Consider the following 19,030-nt stretch of genomic DNA (forward strand, 5'->3'; position numbering starts at 1 on the left):
CCACGCTAGCGCTGAAGGGTACGAGGAGCAAGTTCAGGCGTAGGGCGTGTCGGGCAGGTGAAGACACGAAGACCGTCTCCTGTAGGAGCGCACCCAGCGCGCGATAAGCCGACGGAACGGTGAAGACGAACCGCCACGGTCGCGCACTGGGTGCGCTCCTACAGTGATCTGAGGTGGCTCAGTCGATCGCCCGCACCAGCAAGGTGGTGCCATCGACACCCACGACCTCCACCATGCTGCCCACGGGCAAATCCGGGCCACTCACCAGCCACAGGCTGTCGCCCACCTTGGCCTTGCCGCGTCCGTTGACGATCGGCTCGGCCAGCACGTAGCGGTGGCCGATCTTCTGCTCGCCGCGGCGATTGAGCTGTGCGTTGCCCGGCTCGTCGTGCATGAACCGCGGGCGCAGCCAGTACCAGTAGGCGGCACAGGAGAGGAAGGCCAGCACGGCGAACGACACCGCCTGCGCCAGTGCGGACAGCCCCGGCAGCGCCAGCACGACCACCCCGGTCACACCGGCCGCGACGCCTATCCACAGCATGAAGTAACCCGGCAGGATCACCTCGACGGCGATCAGCACCAGGGCGAGGATCCACCACCAGTAGTGCAATGCGACCTGCTCCATCGCGCGGCTCCGCTCAACGCACCGGCGGCGGCACGCGGCGCGTGTCGCCCTGCTGCTGGCCCAGCGATTCCTTCGCCAGTTCGGCGATGCCCGCCAGCGAACCGAGGATGCCGGTGGCTTCCATCGGCAGCAGCAGCATCTTCTGGTTGGGCGAGTTGGCCATTTCCTTCAGCGCCTCGACGTACTTGTTGGCGACGAAGTAGTTCAGCGCATTGATGTTGCCGTTGGCGATCGCGTCCGACACCAGCTTGGTCGCCTGCGCCTCGGCCTCGGCCAGGCGGATGCGTGCCTCGGCTTCGCGGAACGCGGCTTCCTTCTTGCCTTCGGCCGCCAGGATCGCCGACTGCTTTTCGCCGTCGGCCTTGAGCACGGCGGCCTGGCGGAAGCCTTCGGCTTCGAGGATGTTGGCGCGCTTCTCACGCTCGGCCTTCATCTGGCGGGCCATCGAATCGACCAGGTCGCGCGGCGGAGCGATGTCCTTGATCTCGATGCGGTTGACCTTCACGCCCCACGGATGCGTGGCTTCATCCACCACGGTCAGCAGCTTGGCATTGATGGCGTCGCGCTGACTCAGCGATTCGTCCAGATCCATCGAGCCGAGCACGGTACGGATATTGGTCATCACCAGTGCCAGCGCGGCCTGTTCGAGGTTTGCCACCTCGTACGCGGCCTTGGCGGCATCGAGCACCTGGTAGAACACCACGCCGTCCACGCGAACCACGGCGTTGTCCTTGGTGATGACGTCCTGGGACGGCACGTCCAGGACCTGCTCCATCATGTTCATCTTGCGGCCGATGCCGTAGATGAAGGGCATCAGGAAATGCAGGCCCGGCGTCAGCGTGCGCGTGTAGCGGCCGAAGCGCTCCACGGTCCATTCGTAACCCTGCGGCACGATGCGCACCAGTTTGGCGAGCACGATCACCGCAACAACAACGACGACTAAAGCGAAAAGCTGACCCACGGCCCTGTCTCCTGATCCATGAAAACTTGCTGGAGTATAGGCGAGCAGCGTCGCCCGGGATAACGGCTCAGCGCGGTCCCAATGGCAGCATCAGGCTGACGCGCAATCCGCCGTCCTCGCGATTGGCCAGCGCGATGCGGCCGCCATGCGCTTCCACGATCTCGCGCGCCAGCGCCAGGCCCAGGCCGGTGCCGGAACGCTTGGTGGAATAAAACGGCAGCAGCGCCTGGGCCAGCACGGTCTCGCTCATGCCGGGGCCGCGGTCAGCCACCTCGATGCGCATGTCGCGACCGATCGCGTGCAGCGACAACGAGACGCCGTCATCCGCACTACCCGACTCGTGTGCGTTCTTGATCAGGTTGATCAGCACCTGCTCGATCTGACCGGCATCGAACCAGCCCGGCTGCTCGGGGAGGGAGCCATGCAGCTCGAACTTGCAGTGCAGCGACAGGCCGTCGAGGAACGGCTTCCATTGAATCGCCACCGGCTGCGGCGCGGGCAGCTTGGCGAAGCTGGCATAGCCGGCGATGAAGCCGTGCAGGTGACGGGCACGCTCGCCGATGGTGGCGAACACGCCCGGCAGGCGGGTGGTGTCGCCGCGGCGCGCCAGCTCGGCGCCCGAGTGCGCCAGCGAGGAAATCGGCGCCAGCGAATTGTTGAGCTCGTGGCTGATCACGCGGATCACGCGCTTCCACGTCGCCACTTCCTGGCGCGACAGTTCGCGCGTCATGCGGCGGAACAACTGCAGGCGGTGCGGACGCCCCTGCAGGCGGAAACTGCGTTGCGACAGATGGAAGGTTTCTTCGCCGCCATCCATTTCCACGGTGAGCAACGCATCCTCGCCACCCTCGACGGCGCGGCGCAGCGCTTCCGGGCTGCCGCTCAGTAGCTCGATGAAACTCAGCCCATGCAGCGTGCGGCCTTCGTTGAACAGATGGCGTGCCGCGATATTGGCGTAGGTCACGCGCCCGCTCGCATCGGTAAGCACCAGTGCGACCGGTGTGTTCTGCACCACCGTGTCCAGCAGCAGCTCGCGTTGCGCCAGGTTCTGCCGCTGCTCGCGCAGGGTCTGGCCCAGCGCGTTGTGCATGCGGATCAGCTCGCCCAGTTCGTCGCGCCGCGTGGCCGCGATGGAGAAGCTGAAGTCGCCGTCGCGATAGCTTGCCACCGCGCCTTCCAGCGCACGCAGCAGCTTGGTGATCGGGGCCATCACGTAATGGCCCAGCCACAGCGACAGCGGCAGCAGCAAGGCGACCGAAATGATCAGCGCGCTGTAGAAGCCGAAATGCGCCGGGGCGCCGAGGTTGATGCTGAGGTCATGCTTCATCCAGACCAGCAGCTGGGGCAGCGGCCATTCCGTGACGCCGGCATAGACCAGCGCGCCGGACAGTCCGGCGAGGCCAAGCAGCAGAACCATGCGCGACTCGAGCGATCCCAGGCCACGCAGCATCAACAGGCTTCCTTGAGGTCAATCAGCATCAATGACACGTACCGGCTCCCATGGGCGCGCAATTGACGTTGGGTCCGTGGCCATTGTTGATGATCACCCGGATCGGTGACTGGTCCGGCGGAGCCTTGTCCCTGGCGGGCTGATCGTTGAAGTTGAAACGCTGGGCGTCGCTGGCGGCGGTGCTCAGGGCATCGTGGTAGGCGCCTGGCGTGCTGCTCGCGGTGGCCGGAAGCGTGCTCCAGCGATCGCTTGGCGGTGCAACGCCCTGCGCCGCCGCGCTGGCGCACAGCAGGCTGGTCACGAGCAACAGATGTCGATAGCGCATGGTGCGGACTCCATCGGCATACGCCACATCATCCTCGGCCTGCAGCCCCACGGCAATCGTGACGGATGGCGACTGCGCCGAGACCTGTGGGAGCGCACCCTGTGCGCGACAGCAGCGCTGAGGCGCATCCATTTGCCCGGCTAGCGCAACGGCCGCTTCGCTCCGTCGGCTGTCGCGCACAGGGTGCGCTCCCACAACGGGACGGGGCGGGTGCTACGCCTGTGCCAGGCCGTAACGCTCCATGCGGCGGTACAGCGCCTGCCGCGACAGCCCCAGGGCCTGCGCGGCACGGCTGACCACACCGCCGGCCTGCTCCAGCGCGGCCTCCACCGACTCGCGGGTGGGCTCATCGAGGTTGCGGTTGGCGGCCGGGGCGAGCTGCGGCAGATTGAGTTGTTCGGGCGTGATGCGGCCGTCGCCCGCCAGCAGCGCGGCGCGCTCGATGGCGTTCTTCAGCTCGCGCACGTTGCCGGGCCAGGAATAGGCCAGCAGCGATTCGCGCGCGGGTTCGGTGAGTTCGGCGCGGCCACCCAGGAAGAAGTCGGCCAGCGGCAGGATGTCGTCCACGCGCTCGGCGAGCGGCGGCAGGTTCACTTCGATGACGTTGAGGCGGTAATACAGGTCTTCGCGGAACGTGCCCGCGCGGATCATCGCCTTGAGGTCGGCATTGGTGGCGCTGAGCACGCGCACCTTCACGTGACGCGTACGGCCCGAACCCAGGCGCTCGAATTGCCCGGTCTCCAGCACACGCAGCAGCTTCACCTGGCCGGACAGCGGCAGGTTGCCGATCTCGTCCAGGAACAGCGTGCCGCCATCGGCCAGTTCGAAGCGTCCTTCGCGCGCCTTGTTGGCGCCGGTATAAGCACCGGCCTCGGCACCGAACAGCTCGGCTTCGATCAATTCACCCGGCAACGCGCCGCAGTTCACCGCGATGAACGCACCACGCTTCACCGCCGAGTTCGCGTGCACGATGGCCGCGATACGCTCCTTGCCGGCGCCGTTGGGGCCGGTGATGAGCACGGGGACATCCGAACGCGCCACCTGGCAGGCCAGGTCCAGCGTACGGGCCATGGCCTCGGAGGCGAACACGAGGCTGTCGAGATCGTAGCGACGCTGCAGGTCCTCGCGGCGCTTGCGGCGCTCGTTGCGGGCGCGCGTGACCTCGCGGGTAGACTCGGACAGCTCCAGCAGGTTCTCCACGGTGGCCAGCAGCTTGGCGTCGTCCCACGGCTTGGCGAGATAGTCGGCGGCGCCGGCCTTCACCAGTTCCACCGCCGTCTCCAGGTGCGTCCATGCCGTGAGCAGGATCACCGGGAGGTCGGTATGGCGCTGGCGCATGGCGCGGAACAGCGCGATGCCCTCCTCGCCCGAGGTGGTGTCGGCGGTGAAGTTCATGTCCTGGATCACCACGTCGATCCGCTCGCGCTCAAGCATCGCCAGGCCTTCCTCAGGCGTCAGCGCGATCAGCGGGCGGATTTCGTGCAGGGACAGCGCCAGCGAGAGCGCCTCGCCCACGGCCGGGTTGTCGTCGATGATCAGTACGGTTCGCATTCGTCGCTTGCACATGTAGGCGTGGATGCAGCTCCACGCCAAAAGGTTGCCATCTTTCGATGAATTCGTCTCGAAAGCCCGAATACCCCCTCTCCCCTTCGGGGAGAGGGCTGGGGTGAGGGGCCAATCTTGCGGGAACGCAGGATCAAAGCGCGCTCCGGCTTATCACCATCGCGAGCACCCGCCCCTCACCTCGATCCTCTCTCCCACGGGACTACCTTCGGGTCGCCCAAAGGGGAGAGGAAGCAGAGCGCGTCAGCTCTTGGCCGGGTGCGCCGGCGCCTTGCCGGCCTTCACGTCGGCAATCCAGGCGTCAGTACGCGCTTCCAGCACGTCCAGCGGCAGCGCGCCGCCGTTGAGGATCTCGTCGTGGAAGGAGCGGATGTCGAACTTGTCGCCCAGCTCCTTCTTGGCGCGCTCACGCAGCTCCAGGATCTTCAGCTGGCCCATCTTGTAGGCCAGCGCCTGGCCCGGCCAGGTGATGTAACGGTCGGTTTCAGCCTGCACGTCCGGCTCGTCCTCGCTGGAGTGCTGGTGGAAGAAGTCCACCATCTGCTGGCGCGACCAGTGCTTGTAGTGCACGCCGGTGTCGAGCACGAGGCGGTCGGCGCGCAGCAGTTCGTCGGACAGGCGGCCGTAGTCGGACAGCGGATCCTTGTAGAAGCCGATGTCCTTGCCCAGGCGCTCGGCATACAGCGCCCAGCCCTCGATGTAGGCGTTGTAGCCCGCCTGCTGGCGGAACGGCGGCAGGCCCGGCAGCGTCTGCGCGATCGAAATCTGCATGTGATGGCCCGGCACACCTTCGTGATAGGAGGTGGACTCGATGGTCAGCACACTGCGGTTGGCGAAGTCGCTCGTATTGACGAACACCTTGCCCGGACGCGAACCGTCCGGCGTGCCCTGCTGGTATTCGGCGGCAGCGGCTTCCTTCTCGCGGAAGGCTTCCACCGGCACCACTTCCACCTTGGTCTTGGGCAGCAGGCCGAACAGCTTGGGCAGCTCCGGCTGCATGCCGGCGATGTAGCCGCGATAACGGTTGAGGATGTCCTCGCGCGAGGTCGCGTGGGTCTTCGGGTTGGTCTTCAGCGATTCGCGGAAGCTGGCCAGGTCCTTGAAGCCCTGCGACTTGGCGATCGCGGTCATCTCGTCCTCGATGCGCTTCACTTCGGACAGGCCGATCTCGTGGATGCGCTCCGGGCTTTCCTTGGTGGTGGTCATCTGCTCCGCCTGGAAGCGATAGATCGCCTCGCCGTTGGGCAGCTGCCACACGCCGGGTTCGCTACGGCCGTGCGGCGCGTAATCCTTCGCCACGAACTGGCTGAGCTTCTGGTAGGCCGGACGCACCTGCTGGTCGATCGTCGCCAGGATGGCGTCATGCAGGCGCTTCTGGTCGGCCGCGGACACCGTCTTCGGGAAGTGCTTCAGCGGCTCGGCGAACACGTTGTCCATGCCGGCGGGCTTTGCGATGCTGTCGATCTGCACCACCACCTTATCCAGCAGGTATTTGGGCGGCATCATGCCGTCCTTCAGGCCCTGGCGTGCCACGTCGGTGACCTGGTCCAGCAGCTTGGGCATGGCCTTCAGGCGGGCCAGGTAGTCGTCGTATTCCTTGGCGTTGTCGAACGGGATCGAGCTCACGAAGCCGGCCAGGCGCAGGTGGACACCGCTCATCTGTTCCAGCGGCATCTCGTCGATCTTCAGCTCATGCGCCTTCAGCGCGTCCTGCAGCTGGCGGACCATCAGCTGCTGGTTGAGCTTGTCCTCTTCCGAGAAGCCGGTGGTGTCGATGGCCTGGAAGCGGGTGAGGAAATCCTTGGTCTTGACGTACTCGGCCTGCTGGTTGGCCAGCGAGGCATCGCTCCAGCGATCGTTGTAGCGCAGGTCGCCCAGGATCGTGGCGAATTCCGGCGAGGTCTCCAGCGAGTGCTGCCACTGCTCGGCCAGCAGCGCATTGAGTGCCTTCACGCGGGTGGGCACATCCGCCGTAGCGGCGTGGACTGACGCCACACAGGCCACCGACAGCAGGCCTGACACGAGCATTCGCGGTCCGATCTTCATGGATTGATCCTTAGAGCCTGTTTAATGTCTCCGCGTGGCCCGCGCCGGGAGCTGTTTGCGCGCAGACCAAGGAAGAACGATGGAGTGTACGTCCGTACACGACTGAGTGATGACGCCGGACTGTGGGCAAACAGACCCGGCCCGACAGGGTTGTCCAACCCGCGCCCCCAGCGAGTGGCTCGCGGCTTGACCTGACCACCAGTCAGGCGCGGCGCCACAAACCACTCGCTGGGGGCGCAGGGTGAACAACGCGGGCTACGTGGAGACATTAAACAGGCTCTTAGGGTGGAGAGGCGTCTATTCTGCACGGGTCCGGGCACGGTGCCCGTGCCGGACCGCATGGATAGGCGTTCAGGCTAGACCGAGCGGGTGGCTACCACCGGGGGAACCGAGGCCGCGCGCAGGGCGGGCCCCAGCACCGCCGCCTGCCCCAGCAGCCACAGCACGACGGCGCCCACCGGCAGGTAGAACATCGGCAAACGCGGCAGCTCGTAGAACTTCATCAACGCCAGGTTGAGCGCGATGGCCAGCAGCATGCCGATCACGATGCCGCCACTGACGATGAGGAAATTCTCGGTCTGGAAGTAACGCAGGATATCGTGCTTCGTGGCGCCGATGGCCCGGCGGATGCCGATCTGCTTGCGTCGCTGCTGCACCCAGAAGCTGGCGAGGCCGACGATGCCCATCGCCGTCACCAGCAGCAGCGCGACGATCACGCCCACCAGCATGCCGGCCATGATTCGGCTGGGGCGGAAAAAGTCGTCACGCAGGTCCGACACCGCACGACTCTGCTTGAGGTCGAGCACCGCCTCAGGCGCAGCGCTTTGCGCCGCCGCCCGCGCATCGCGCACCACGCGCGCCAGATCGGCGGGAGCCGCACGCAACACATAAGTGCCCTTCAACACCTTGCCGGGTGCCATCGGTGCGAACACCGACCACTCCGCCGCACCGGCGCCGCGATAACCGCCGGGATCAGGCCGGGCCAGATGCGCCAGCACGCCGACCACCCTGAAGTGGAACTTGTCGGTCACCCAGAATTCCTTGCCCAGTGCCGGTTCACCCGGCCACAACTTGTCGGCCAGTGCGCGGGTGATCCATACCGGCGTGTCCGGCATGACCCAGACCTCGCCCGCCTGGAAATCCTCGGGCTGGAAGGGGCGGCCTTCGGCAAGCCTGAGGCCGAGCGTCTCGGCGGAACCGGGACCGCCCAGGTAGAAGTGCGGCACCGCCACGTAATGCTCGCGATCGAGGCTGACGCCGTTGTCGCCGGCGCGATCGGAGAACGGCACCGTGTTCACCACGGCGACCGATTGCACGCCGGGCACGGCACGCAATGCCGCCATCATGCGCGCGTTGAGATCGGTGCTGTTGCAGTCGTCGCAATCGAGCTTGATGAGGGCCAGCGAGGATTCGTCCACGCCGCTATCGATGTGCATCAGGCTCATGCGCGCGGCGATCAGGAAGCAGGCGTTGCACAGCACCGCGCACGCGAGCGCGATCTCCATCGCGATGAGCAAGGTGGCAAGGCGATGGCGGCGCAGCGCAGCAAGAATGGGAGCAAAGTGCATCGTCATCGCCTCACAGGGTCTTCAGCTGCCAGGCCGGTGCCACGCGGCACGCCCGATAGGCCGGCAACACGCCGGCAAGCAGGCTCACGACTAGCGACGCCAGGAACGTGAGAAGGAACATCGGCACGTCGAGGCGCGCCAGATCCGCATACGCCACGGGTTGCTGCCGAATGAGCCACAGTCCCAGCAGGGTGAGCAGCAGGCCAAACAGGCCACCGACCAGGCCGATCACGCCCGACTCCACCATGCACTGCGCGAACACCGCGGCGCGGCTGGCGCCGAGTGCGCGACGCACGCCGATCTCGCCGCTGCGGCGCAGGAACTTCGCCAGCAGCAGGCCAACCGTGTTGAACAGGCAGATGGCGAGGAAGGCGAACGACAACCAGGTCTGCAGGCGCACGTCGGCGGGCACCACGCCATTGAAATCGAGCCACTCCATCAGGCTGCGCATGCGCGTGTTCCCCGCATGCGTGAAACGCCCCATCGCTTTCTGCTGGGCGGCGTAGTCGGCCACGAAACGACGGTAGTCGGCGACCTTGGCCGGACTGTCGATCTGCACCCACAGCGACAGCCACACGCAGGGCGCATTCTGCAAATGGCCCATGCGTTCGGGCAGGCTCCAGCAGGTGAACTGCCAGAAGCTGCCGTCGTTGATCTCCAGGCCCGTGAAGAACGGCGTGATGACATCCTGCGGCTTGCCGTAGAAATCGGCGGTGTCGCCATTGGAGAAGCGCCCGCCGGCTACCGTGTAGAACTGCGGCGAAGGACGCCACGGCTTGAGCACGCCGACGATGCGCACGTCGGTATTGCGCAGGCGCAACGTCCGGCCGACGCTGTTGGCGCCGGCAAACAGCTTCTGGTTGAGATCGTCGGTGATCACCGCGACGCGCGCCCGCGACTCATCCTCCTGCGCACTCCACCCGCCGCCGTACTGGAACGGCACGTCGAACATCGGGAAGAAGTCCGCCGTGGTCGACAGCATCATGCTCATGACCGGTGGCGTGCCGCTCGCGGGGTCGCTGAGCTTCAGCTGGCTTTCCACCACCAGCGCCTGGCGATCGGCGCGATGCGCGCGCCACATGTCCACCGCCGACTGGTAGTCGAGCTTGTCGACCGGCTCCTTGTCGTCCGTGTTCTTGGGGATGGCATCCACCTGCGGGTAGTAGATGTGCTGGCTGCGGCCCGGCAACGGATCGCCGGACAGCAGGTGCGTGACCGTCAGCGTCGTCATGCTCGCGCCGATGCCCACGGCGATGGCCAGCACCATCAGCGAGGTAAGAACCCTGTTGCGCGCCAGGCTACGAAACGCCAGGTCGAGGTAGTACCCAAACATCCACTGCACTCCTTGTGTCATCCCCATCAGGGGTTGCCGGGTCACACCGACCGCGTTGCCACCACCGGCGGCACCGCTGCCGCACGCATCGCCGGCCCGAGCACGGCCAGCTGGCCGATCACCCACAGCGACAACGCGCCCACCGGGAAATAGATCGCCGGCAACCGCGGCAATTCGTAATGCACCATCAGCGCCAGGTTGATGCCGTAGGCCAGCACCATGCCGACCGCGATGCCGATGGTGGCGAGCAGGAAGTTCTCGGTCTGGAAGTAGTTGAGGATGTTGCGGCGCGTGGCACCCAGCGCGCGCCGCACGCCGATCTGCCGGCGACGCTGCGCCACCCAGAAGCTGCCCAGGCCGACGATGCCCAGGGCGGTCACCACCAGCAGCGCCAGGCACACGCCCACCAGCAGGCCGGCCATCGCGCGATCGTCCTGGAAGAACTCGTGGCGTACGTCATCCATCGTGCGCTTCTTGAGCACGACGCGATGCGGGTTGATTTCCTTGAGCTTGGCCAATGCCGCGGCCAGCACGCGATCACGGTCCTGCGGCGTGGCGGTGCGTATCACGTATTCGCCGTGTGCCATGCGCATCGGCAGGATCATGCTGTAGCTCTTGGCCGATTCATCCCAGATGGACGGCCGTATCAACTCCTTGACCACACCGACCACGGTCAGCGGGTAATCCGAGATATAGAACTGCTTGCCCAGCGCCTGCTGCCCCGGCCACAGGCGCTCCGCCATCTTCTGCGTGATCAGCACGACGTGCGGCATCGACTTTGCGTCCTTGGCCGCCGCGGCACGCACCACCTGGTCGAAGTCCAGGTATTCGTCAGGCAGCAGGTCACGCCCCGCGATCAGCTGCACGCCGAACGTGGGCACGATGTTTTCGCCGGAGTACAGGGTGGCGCTGAGCGTCTCGGACTTCTGCGTGGTATCGAGCTTGATGCCCGAATTGGACGACGAGTTGCCGAAGGGCACCTGCCTCACCGAAGCCACCTGGGAGACGCCGGGAATCTGGCGCAAGGCAGCGAGGTCGGTCAGCGTCCGCGACTTCTGGTCGCTGGTCGCACCGATATCGGCCAGCTGGATGTCCAGCAAACGGTGCTCATCGACGCCGCTGGGCATGTTCATGCGGTCCAGTCGCTGGCTGATGATGAATACCGCGTTGCACACGATCGCACAGGTCAGTGCGATCTCGATGATCACCAGGAAGGCGGTGATCTTGTGCCGACGCAGGGTCGAGAGAATCGGAAGAATGTCCATGGTGATCGTCCTCACTGACTCTTCAGCTGCAGCGCGGGGGTGATCTGGCAGGCGCGCCAGGCTGGCAACAGACCTGCCAGCAAGGTCGAACCGATGGCCAGCAGGAACGTGGTCAGCAACATCGAAACGTCCAGGTGTGCGAGCGCCGCGTATTCGGACGGTTCCCGACGCACCAGCCACAGGCCGATCATGGCGAGCAGCAAGCCGCCGATGCCGCCGGCAAGCCCTATCACGCCCGACTCCACCAGCAACTGCGCGAACACTTCGCGCTTGGACGCACCCAGTGCGCGACGCACGCCGAGCTCTCCCGCGCGGCGCAGGAACTTCGCCAGCATCAGGCCCACCGTGTTGACCAGGCACACGAGCAGGAAGCCGAACGCCAGCCAGGTCTGCAGGCGCACGTCGCCCGGCACCACCTTGTTGATGTCCAGCCACTCCATCAGGCCGGGCAGGCGCACGTTCACCGGGCGCAGGAAGCGGCCAAGCTGCTTCTGCTCCTGCGAGTAGTGCGTGAGGTATTCCTTGTATGCGGCCACCTTGCCGGCGTCGCCCAACTGCACCCAGAACTGCAGCCACACACACGGCTGCGTTTCCGCGTGTTCCTCGTCACCACCGCCCGTGCCCCAGCAATCGGTCGAGCCGTTGTGGTCGAAGCGCAGGTCACGCGAGGTGGTCAGCGGCACGAACACCTCTTCGGTGTTGGCGTAGTCGTCCATGTTGAGGTCGTAGAAGTGCGGGCTGGGGCGCCAGCTGTCGAGCACGCCGATCACGCGGAAGGGGGTGTCCTTCATGCGCAGGGTCTGGCCGGTGCTGTCCTTGCCACCGAACAGCTTGTCGTTGAGCGTGCGCGAGATCACCACCACGCGTGCGCGTGCATCGTCGTCTGCCTCACTCCAGCCACGGCCATACTTGAACGGCGTCTGGAACATCGCGAAGAAATCGCTGCTGGTATAGCGCGCATCGCTGTAGAACGGGTCGAGGCTCGACTGGGCCGGCTGCACGGGCACCGCGCCACCGGTCATCAAGGCCTGCCGGTCCCCGCGCTTGGCGTGGAGCAGGTTCATGCCATCGATCCAGGTGACCTGGCGGGGCGGCTCCTTGCCCTCCTGGTAGCTGTCCATGTCGCGCGGATCGAGCTGCGGATAGAAAAGCGTGCCGCTGCTGCCCGGCATCGGATCACCCGACAGCACGTGCAACACGGTCAGCGTCGTCATGCTGGCGCCGATGCCCAGGGCGATGGCCAGCACCATCAGCGCCGTCAGGGCCCTGTTGCGTCGCAGGCTGCGTAGCGCGAGATCCAGGTAGTAACTGAACATGGCCTTCCCCTCTTTCCTTCGTATTCCACGCGGTCACACCGACCGCGTGGCCTCCACGGGCGGCACGCGCGAGGCGCGCATCGCCGGCGCCAGCACGGCCCCTTGTCCCAACAACAGCAGGATCACCACGCCCGTCAGCAGATAGAACAGCGACAGGCGGTGCATCTCGAAACGGGTGACCAGCCACAGGTTGATCGCGATGGCGAGCAAGGCGCCCACCAGCACGCCACCGCAGCTGATCAGGAAGTTCTCGGTCATGAAGTAATGCAGGATGTCCTGCCGTGTGGCGCCGAGCGCACGCCGCACGCCGATCTGCTTGCGACGCTGGCCCACCCAGAAGCTGGTGAGGCCCACGATGCCCGCCGCGGTAATCGCCAGCAGCACCACGCAGATCACCCCCATGAGGATCGCCATGCCTCGATCGCGCTCATAGGCGCGCGAGCGCACCTCGCGAAAGCTGAGCAGGCCATCCTCGTCGTTGATGACGCGGCGCGGGTTGTGCTCGAACAGCGCCTTGGGTGCGGCGCGCATGGCCGCATCGAGCTGGCCCGGGCGCGCGCGCACGATGTACCAGCCACCCAGCGAGATCGCCAGGCGCCGCGGCACGATCACCGAGCGATAGGCGAACGCCGACGCCCAACGATCTACGCTCTGCGCCTGCAGCAGCTTCACTACGCCGACGATGGTGGTGGGACCACCGACGAGGTAGATGGTCTTGCCCACCGCATCGCCATCGGGGAACAGCTTGTCGGCCAGCGCCTTGGTCACGATCACCACCGGCGGCCCCAGGCGGTCGCGCACATCCATGGCGGTGATCTCTTCGGGACGGAAATTGCGTCCCGCGATCAGCTGGAGGCCCAGCGTGTCGATGAAGTGGTCGTCGCCGAAGTAGATCGTCGAGCCGGTGGTGTCCTGCAGCTGGTCGGGCTTGAGCTTCACGCTGTCATCCCAGCCACCGCCGCGCAGCGGATAGGAATTGCTCGGCGTCACGTCCTGCACGCCGGGCAGCGCACGCAGCACGGCCAGGTCTTCGCGCATCTTCGCGTCCACCTGCTCCGCCGTGCCCTTGCCCACCCATTCGTTCTGGATGATGAAGATGTTCGGCTCGTCGATGCCGGTCGGTTCCGACAGGTGGGTCAGCCGCTGCTGGATGATGAACAGCGCGTTGCAAACGATGGCCAGCGTCAGCGCGATCTGCATCGCGATCAGGAACGTACCGGCCTTGTGTCGGCGCAGCGCGGAAAGAATCGGCTTGATCTGCACGGTTCGCTCCTCGCCTTAAGGCCACACGGAATGAGTATCGCCGTCGTCACCCGCCCTGTCTGTTCGCAGGGCACAGGGTCGTTGGCGAAGGCAGACTGGCTGTCTGTCGAGACAACGGACCGAAGCCGTGCGGGCAGACAGGGCGGGCCCCAACGTATTGAATGTGAAGTGTTGGGGTGATGTCTGGAAGGCCCGCCGGCCGCGCCGCGCGGCTTGGCAAGACGGCCAGTCTTCCCGGCGCCACGCGACACACCCGGCGGGCCTTCCAGACATCATGACGACGGCGATACTCATTCCGTGTGGCCTTAATTGGACTTCAGTTGCCAGGCGGGCTGGATCTGCGCCGCCCGCCAGGTGGGATAGAACGCCGCCAGCACCGTCGCGGTCACCGCCAGCAGCAGGGTCAGCAGCACCAGCGAGAAGTCGAGGTGCGCCAGCTTCGCGATCTGCGGCTCGAACACCAGCCCGATGCCGAGCATGCCCAGCCCCGTCAGCACCAGGCCAAGGCAGCCACCTGCCAGGCCCACCATGCCGGCCTCGGCGAGGAACTGGCGGTAGATCGCGCCGCGCGATGCCCCCAGTGCACGGCGCACGCCGATCTCCGGCGCACGGCGCATGAACTTGGCCAATAGCAGGCCGATCGTGTTGACCAGGCAGATCACCAGGAAGCCCAGTGCCAGTGAAAGCGAGATGCGGCTTTCGGGCGGAACGGCGTGCTCGTAGTCCAGCCATTCGTGCACGTCGCGCAGGCGGTTGTTCGGCGCCCAGTTGAAGCGACCGCCGCGGCGCTGCTCTTCCGCGTAGCCGTTGAGGAACTGCTTATAAGCCTGTACCTGCTCGGCCGTATCCAGCTCGACCCACGGGCTGATCCACACGCATTCGCCACGCAGCCAGCTGTCCCAGTCGTCGCCACGCTTGCCGTCACTGCCGCAGTTGTTGTTGCCGTAGGTGTCGATGCGCTGATCGATCGCATAGGTGAAGGGCACATAGATCTGCGACGGTTCGGCATAGGCGTTGCCGCTGAACATGTCGAAGAAGCGCGGCTTCGGATCCCAGTTCTCGGTAACACCTACGATGCGGTACTGGCGGTCGTCGAGCGTGATGCGGCGACCCACGCTGTTCTCGCCGCCGAACAGCTTCTGGTTGAGCGTACGGCTGATCACCGCAACAGGCTCGCGCGCCTCGTCCTGCTCCGTGCCCCAGGCGCTGCCGTACTGGAACGGCACGTCGAACATGGTGAAGAAGTCGCCGTAGGTGGCATACCCCAATGCCTTGAACGGCATGCGGTGCGAGTCCTCCGGCATCACCGACAGACCCACCTGGAACAGCAGGGTCTGGTGCACGGCCTTGTGCGCACGCATCAGCGCCATGGCATCGGTGTAGTTGAGCGCGTCGGGCGGCTCGCCATGGCGGTTGTATTGCGGACCGCGGTTATCGATCTGCGGCACGAACAGCTGCGACGACTTCTGCGGGATCGGATCGCCCGACACCGCACGGAACACGGCGTACGTCACCATCGATGCCGCTACGCCGAACCCGATCGACATGATCATCAGCACCGTCAGCAGCGGATTGCGCCGCAGGCTGCCGGTGCCGAGTCGCAGGTTATGGACAAACATGCCGCTCATGAAAACCTCATTCCGCTTGCGGACTCCGCCGATGACATTCTTCCGTGACTTGCCCGCGACGCCTCGTCACACCGAGCGCGTCGCCTCCACCGGCGACACGCGCGAGGCACGCATGGCCGGTGCCAGCGTGGCGCCCTGTCCGAGCAGCAGCAGGGCCACGATGCCGACCATCACATACGGCAGGGACAGGCGAGCCATCTCGTACTGCGTCACCAGCCACAGGTTCATGGCGATGGCGAGCAGCGCGCCGATCACCACGCCGGCCACGCCGATCATGAGGTTTTCGGTGAGGAAGTAACTCAGGATGTCGTGCTTGGTGGCACCCAGCGCGCGGCGCACGCCGATCTGCTTGCGGCGCTGCCCGACCCAGAAGCTGGTGAGGCCCACGATGCCCGCGGCGGTGATGCCCAGCAGCACCAGGCACACCACGCCCATCAGGATCGCCATGCCACGGTCGCCCTTGTAGGCGTGCTCACGCACCTCGGCGAAGCTGCGCACGCCGCGCTCGCTCGGGATCACGCGCATGCGGTTCACCTTCACCAGCGCCGCCGGGGCCGCCTTCAGCACATCGGGCAGCTGGCCGGGCTTGGCACGGATCAGGTAGTTGGTGAACGAGCTGACCAGCTGCACCGGCTGGATCAGCGAGTTTTCGTAGAACGAGTCGGACCAGGTGCCATTCCACGGCACCTCCAGGCGTTCCACGATGCCGACGATGGTGCTCGGTTTCTTGGAGTCGCCGATATAGACCACCTTGCCCAGCGCGTGGCCATCGGGATACATCTTGTCGGCCAGCGCCTTGCTCACGATGATCACGGCCGGATCGGGGACGGCCTGCGGATCGGCTTCCACGATTTCGTCAGCGCGGAAGTTGCGCCCTTCGACGAGGCGAACGCCCATCGTCGCCAGCGCATGTTCGTCCGAGAAGTACTGCGTGGTGTGCGCCTTGGAGTCCTTCGCGTCCACGTCGGTGCGCACGCCGGTCGACCAGCCACCGCCACGCAAGGGATAGGAGTTGATGGCTACCACGTCCTGCACACCGGGCAGCTGGCGCAGCGCCACGAGGTCTGCCTTGGTCAACGGCGCGGCGGCGCTTTCATCGATACCGACGAAGCGGTTCTGTATCGCCATCAGATCGCTCTCCACCAGGCCAGTGGGCCGCTGCACGCGATCCAGGCGCTGACTGATGATGAAGAGCGCGTTGCACACGATCGCCAGCGTCAGCGCGATCTGCAGGGCGATCAGGATGGTGCCGGCCTTGTGTCGCTTGAGGGCGGCGAGAATGGGCTTGATCTGCAACATGGTCATTAGAGCCTGTTCAATGTCTCCGCGTGGCTCGCGCAGGGAGCTGTTTGCGCGCCAGCCAAGGAAGAACGAGGGAATGTATGTCGATACATGACTGAGTGATGACGCCGGCCGGCGGGCAAACAGCCCCTGCCCGGAGGGTTGGCCACCGATGGCTGCCAGGGAACGGCCCGCGTCTTGGCCTGACGGCCAGTCAGGCGCGGCAACGCGGTCCGCTCCCTGGCAGCCATCGGTGACCAACGCGAGCTACGCGGAGACATTGAACAGGCTCTCCTAATTGGATTTCAGCTGCCACGCCGGCTGTACCTGGGCGGCGCGCCATGTGGGATAGAAGGCCGCCAGCACCGTCGCCAGGATGGCGACCAGTACGGTCAGCAGCACCAGCGACATATCCAGCGTGGCGAGCTTGGCGATGTCCGGTTCGAACACCAGCGACACGCCCATCACGCCCAGGCCCGTGAGCAACAGGCCCACCACGCCGCCGGCCAGGCCGATGGCCGCCGCTTCGATCAGGAACTGGAGATAGATCTCCCTGCGCGTCGCACCCAGCGCGCGGCGCACGCCGATCTCCGAAGAGCGCTTCATGAACTTCGCCAGCAGCAGGCCCACCGTGTTCACCAGGCAGATCAGCAGGAAGCCCAGCGACACCATCATCGAAACCTTCGCCTCCTGCGGCACCACCTTCTGGTAATCCAGCCAATCCACGACATCGCGCAGGCGCGTGTTGGGCGCCCAGCGGAAGCGACCGGCGCGCTGCTGTTCGGCGGAATAGCCGTTGAGGTACTGACGATACGCATCGGCATCGGCCTTGGTCGGCAGCTCGGCCCAGAAGCCCAGCCAGACGCATTCCGAGCGAATCCAGGCATCCCAGCCGTTGCCCGAGTCGTGATTGCAGTTGTTGTTGCCGTTGGTGGGTGTCTTCAGCTCCACGGCGCGCGTGAAGGGGATGAACACCTGGATGGGGTCATCGAAGCCACTGGTATTGATGACGTCGTAGAACACCGGCTCGGGGTTCCACTTGTCGGCTACGCCGACGATGCGGTAGTCGCGGCCATTGAGGTTGATGTTCTTGCCGACGCTGTTCGCGCCGTTGAACAGCTTGTCGTTGAGATCCTTGCCGATGACCGCCACGGCTGCGTGGGCGTCGTCCTCGCTGGCCGTCCAGCCATGGCCATACAGGAAGGGAATGTTGAACATGGGGAAGGCATCCGCATACCAGCCGTAGCTGGTCTCGCGGAACGGCAGCATCGCCGGGTCGGCCGGAACGATCGACATGGCCGCCGGATACAAGGCCGTCTGGCGCTTCGCACGCTTGTCGCGCATCAGGTTGATGGCGTCGGTGTACGTCATCGCATTGGGCGGCTCGCCCTTGTTGTCCTTGGCGGAATCCGGCCCCCAGTTGTCGATCTGCGGCACATAGAGCTGCGACGACTTCTCCGGAATGGGATTGTTGGACGTTGCGCGGAACACCGAATAGGTGGTCATCGACGCGGCCACGCCGCAACCGATCGCCATCACCATCAGCGCGGTCAACAACGGATTTTTGCGCAAGCTGCGCAGGCCAAGCTGGAGGTAATAGGCAAACATGGGCATCCGCTCAATGAGTGTCTGCCTCCCGCCGCGAGGCGGGAGGATTCCGTGACAAGAATCAGGCCGGCGAGTTGGCGCGCGCCGCATGCACCGCCTGGTGGAAGCGCGGATCTTCGGCAAGATCGACCACCTGGCCGTCGATGATGTGCACGTTGCGCTGCGCGCGGGCGGCGAGTTCCGGATCGTGCGTCACCATCACGATGGTGGCGCCTTCGCGGTGGATCTCTTCGAGCAGCTCCATCACGCCACGGGCCATCTGCGTATCCAGGTTGCCGGTCGGTTCGTCCGCCAGCAGCAGGCGCGGCGAACCGGCCAGTGCACGCGCGATCGCGACGCGCTGCTGCTGACCGCCGGAGAGCTCGGCCGGATAGTGCTTGGCGCGCGAGGCCAGGCCCACGCGCTCAAGCGCGTTCATGATGCGGTCCTTGCGCTCCGGACCCTTCATGCCGCGATAGCGCAGCGGCACTTCGACGTTGTCGTAGACGTTGAGGTCGGGGATCAGGTTGAACGCCTGGAAGATGAAGCCAATCTTCTCGTTGCGGATCTTCGAACGCTCGTTGTCGTTGAGGTTGCTCACCTCCACGCCATCCAGGTGGTACTGGCCGCCGGTAAAGGTCTCGAGCAGGCCGGCGATGGTGAGGAAGGTGGTCTTGCCCGAGCCGGACGGACCGGTGACGGCCACGAACTCGCCTTCGTTCACGTTGATGTTGAAATCGCGCAGCGCGTAGGTCTCCACCACTTCAGTGCGGTAGACCTTGGACAGGTGGGTCATCTTGAGCATGGTTGCGTCCTTCG

15 protein-coding genes are annotated in these 19,030 nt (G+C 65.5%); all 15 read right to left on the reverse strand.

Features of this window, described 5'->3' with window-relative positions; translation table 11 throughout:
- Window positions 1-178: 178 nt before the first annotated feature.
- A complete protein-coding gene (locus EPB08_RS12820; protein ID WP_130619507.1) occupies window positions 179-625 on the reverse strand; it encodes an NfeD family protein in 447 nt (148 codons plus the stop codon).
- Window positions 626-638: 13 nt separating this feature from the next.
- On the reverse strand, window positions 639-1,586 hold the full coding sequence (locus EPB08_RS12825) for an SPFH domain-containing protein (protein WP_130619508.1): 948 nt from the start codon (window positions 1,584-1,586) through the stop codon (window positions 639-641).
- A gap of 67 nt (window positions 1,587-1,653) precedes the next feature.
- On the reverse strand, window positions 1,654-3,036 hold the full coding sequence (locus EPB08_RS12830; protein WP_130619509.1) for a sensor histidine kinase: 1,383 nt from the start codon (window positions 3,034-3,036) through the stop codon (window positions 1,654-1,656).
- Window positions 3,037-3,064: 28 nt separating this feature from the next.
- Complete coding sequence (locus EPB08_RS12835) at window positions 3,065-3,361, reverse strand: hypothetical protein (protein WP_130619510.1); 297 nt, start codon at window positions 3,359-3,361, stop codon at window positions 3,065-3,067.
- Window positions 3,362-3,574: 213 nt separating this feature from the next.
- Window positions 3,575-4,912 (reverse strand): sigma-54-dependent transcriptional regulator, encoded by a 1,338-nt coding sequence (locus EPB08_RS12840; RefSeq protein ID WP_130619511.1) that lies wholly within the window; start codon window positions 4,910-4,912, stop codon window positions 3,575-3,577.
- A gap of 255 nt (window positions 4,913-5,167) precedes the next feature.
- Entirely contained in the window at window positions 5,168-6,970 is a 1,803-nt protein-coding gene (locus tag EPB08_RS12845; RefSeq protein ID WP_130619512.1) for a DUF885 domain-containing protein, read from the reverse strand.
- A gap of 356 nt (window positions 6,971-7,326) precedes the next feature.
- The gene (locus EPB08_RS12850; RefSeq protein WP_130619513.1) at window positions 7,327-8,538 is read right to left on the reverse strand and encodes an ABC transporter permease; all 1,212 of its coding nucleotides are present in this window, start codon (window positions 8,536-8,538) and stop codon (window positions 7,327-7,329) included.
- 10 nt (window positions 8,539-8,548) lie between these two features.
- Window positions 8,549-9,871 (reverse strand): ABC transporter permease, encoded by a 1,323-nt coding sequence (locus tag EPB08_RS12855; protein ID WP_130619514.1) that lies wholly within the window; start codon window positions 9,869-9,871, stop codon window positions 8,549-8,551.
- A gap of 41 nt (window positions 9,872-9,912) precedes the next feature.
- The gene (locus EPB08_RS12860; RefSeq protein WP_130619515.1) at window positions 9,913-11,136 is read right to left on the reverse strand and encodes an ABC transporter permease; all 1,224 of its coding nucleotides are present in this window, start codon (window positions 11,134-11,136) and stop codon (window positions 9,913-9,915) included.
- An 11-nt stretch (window positions 11,137-11,147) separates the two neighbouring features.
- The gene (locus EPB08_RS12865) at window positions 11,148-12,452 is read right to left on the reverse strand and encodes an ABC transporter permease (RefSeq protein WP_130619516.1); all 1,305 of its coding nucleotides are present in this window, start codon (window positions 12,450-12,452) and stop codon (window positions 11,148-11,150) included.
- Between the two features lie 33 nt (window positions 12,453-12,485).
- Window positions 12,486-13,715 carry an ABC transporter permease gene (locus EPB08_RS12870; RefSeq protein WP_130619517.1) on the reverse strand — a complete coding sequence of 410 codons (1,230 nt, stop codon included), beginning with the start codon at window positions 13,713-13,715 and terminating at the stop codon, window positions 12,486-12,488.
- Window positions 13,716-14,020: 305 nt separating this feature from the next.
- Complete coding sequence (locus tag EPB08_RS12875; protein WP_130619882.1) at window positions 14,021-15,334, reverse strand: ABC transporter permease; 1,314 nt, start codon at window positions 15,332-15,334, stop codon at window positions 14,021-14,023.
- 75 nt (window positions 15,335-15,409) lie between these two features.
- The gene (locus tag EPB08_RS12880; protein ID WP_130619518.1) at window positions 15,410-16,642 is read right to left on the reverse strand and encodes an ABC transporter permease; all 1,233 of its coding nucleotides are present in this window, start codon (window positions 16,640-16,642) and stop codon (window positions 15,410-15,412) included.
- A gap of 276 nt (window positions 16,643-16,918) precedes the next feature.
- Window positions 16,919-18,232, reverse strand: a complete 1,314-nt coding sequence (locus EPB08_RS12885) for an ABC transporter permease (protein ID WP_130619519.1) — start codon at window positions 18,230-18,232, stop codon at window positions 16,919-16,921.
- 61 nt (window positions 18,233-18,293) lie between these two features.
- Window positions 18,294-19,016, reverse strand: a complete 723-nt coding sequence (locus tag EPB08_RS12890; RefSeq protein WP_130619520.1) for an ABC transporter ATP-binding protein — start codon at window positions 19,014-19,016, stop codon at window positions 18,294-18,296.
- Window positions 19,017-19,030: the final 14 nt, after the last annotated feature.

Source organism: Dyella amyloliquefaciens, from assembly GCF_004296575.1.
Classification (GTDB): domain Bacteria; phylum Pseudomonadota; class Gammaproteobacteria; order Xanthomonadales; family Rhodanobacteraceae; genus Dyella; species Dyella amyloliquefaciens.

Coding starts and splice junctions, on each gene's coding strand:
- EPB08_RS12820 (WP_130619507.1), bottom strand. CDS start 625: ATGGAGCAGGTCGCATTGCACTACTGGTGGTGGATCCTCGCCCTGGTG.
- EPB08_RS12830 (WP_130619509.1), bottom strand. CDS start 3,036: ATGCTGCGTGGCCTGGGATCGCTCGAGTCGCGCATGGTTCTGCTGCTT.
- EPB08_RS12835 (WP_130619510.1), bottom strand. CDS start 3,361: ATGCGCTATCGACATCTGTTGCTCGTGACCAGCCTGCTGTGCGCCAGC.
- EPB08_RS12840 (WP_130619511.1), bottom strand. CDS start 4,912: ATGCGAACCGTACTGATCATCGACGACAACCCGGCCGTGGGCGAGGCG.
- EPB08_RS12845 (WP_130619512.1), bottom strand. CDS start 6,970: ATGAAGATCGGACCGCGAATGCTCGTGTCAGGCCTGCTGTCGGTGGCC.
- EPB08_RS12850 (WP_130619513.1), bottom strand. CDS start 8,538: ATGCACTTTGCTCCCATTCTTGCTGCGCTGCGCCGCCATCGCCTTGCC.
- EPB08_RS12855 (WP_130619514.1), bottom strand. CDS start 9,871: ATGTTTGGGTACTACCTCGACCTGGCGTTTCGTAGCCTGGCGCGCAAC.
- EPB08_RS12860 (WP_130619515.1), bottom strand. CDS start 11,136: ATGGACATTCTTCCGATTCTCTCGACCCTGCGTCGGCACAAGATCACC.
- EPB08_RS12865 (WP_130619516.1), bottom strand. CDS start 12,452: ATGTTCAGTTACTACCTGGATCTCGCGCTACGCAGCCTGCGACGCAAC.
- EPB08_RS12875 (WP_130619882.1), bottom strand. CDS start 15,334: ATGTTTGTCCATAACCTGCGACTCGGCACCGGCAGCCTGCGGCGCAAT.
- EPB08_RS12880 (WP_130619518.1), bottom strand. CDS start 16,642: ATGTTGCAGATCAAGCCCATTCTCGCCGCCCTCAAGCGACACAAGGCC.
- EPB08_RS12885 (WP_130619519.1), bottom strand. CDS start 18,232: ATGTTTGCCTATTACCTCCAGCTTGGCCTGCGCAGCTTGCGCAAAAAT.
- EPB08_RS12890 (WP_130619520.1), bottom strand. CDS start 19,016: ATGCTCAAGATGACCCACCTGTCCAAGGTCTACCGCACTGAAGTGGTG.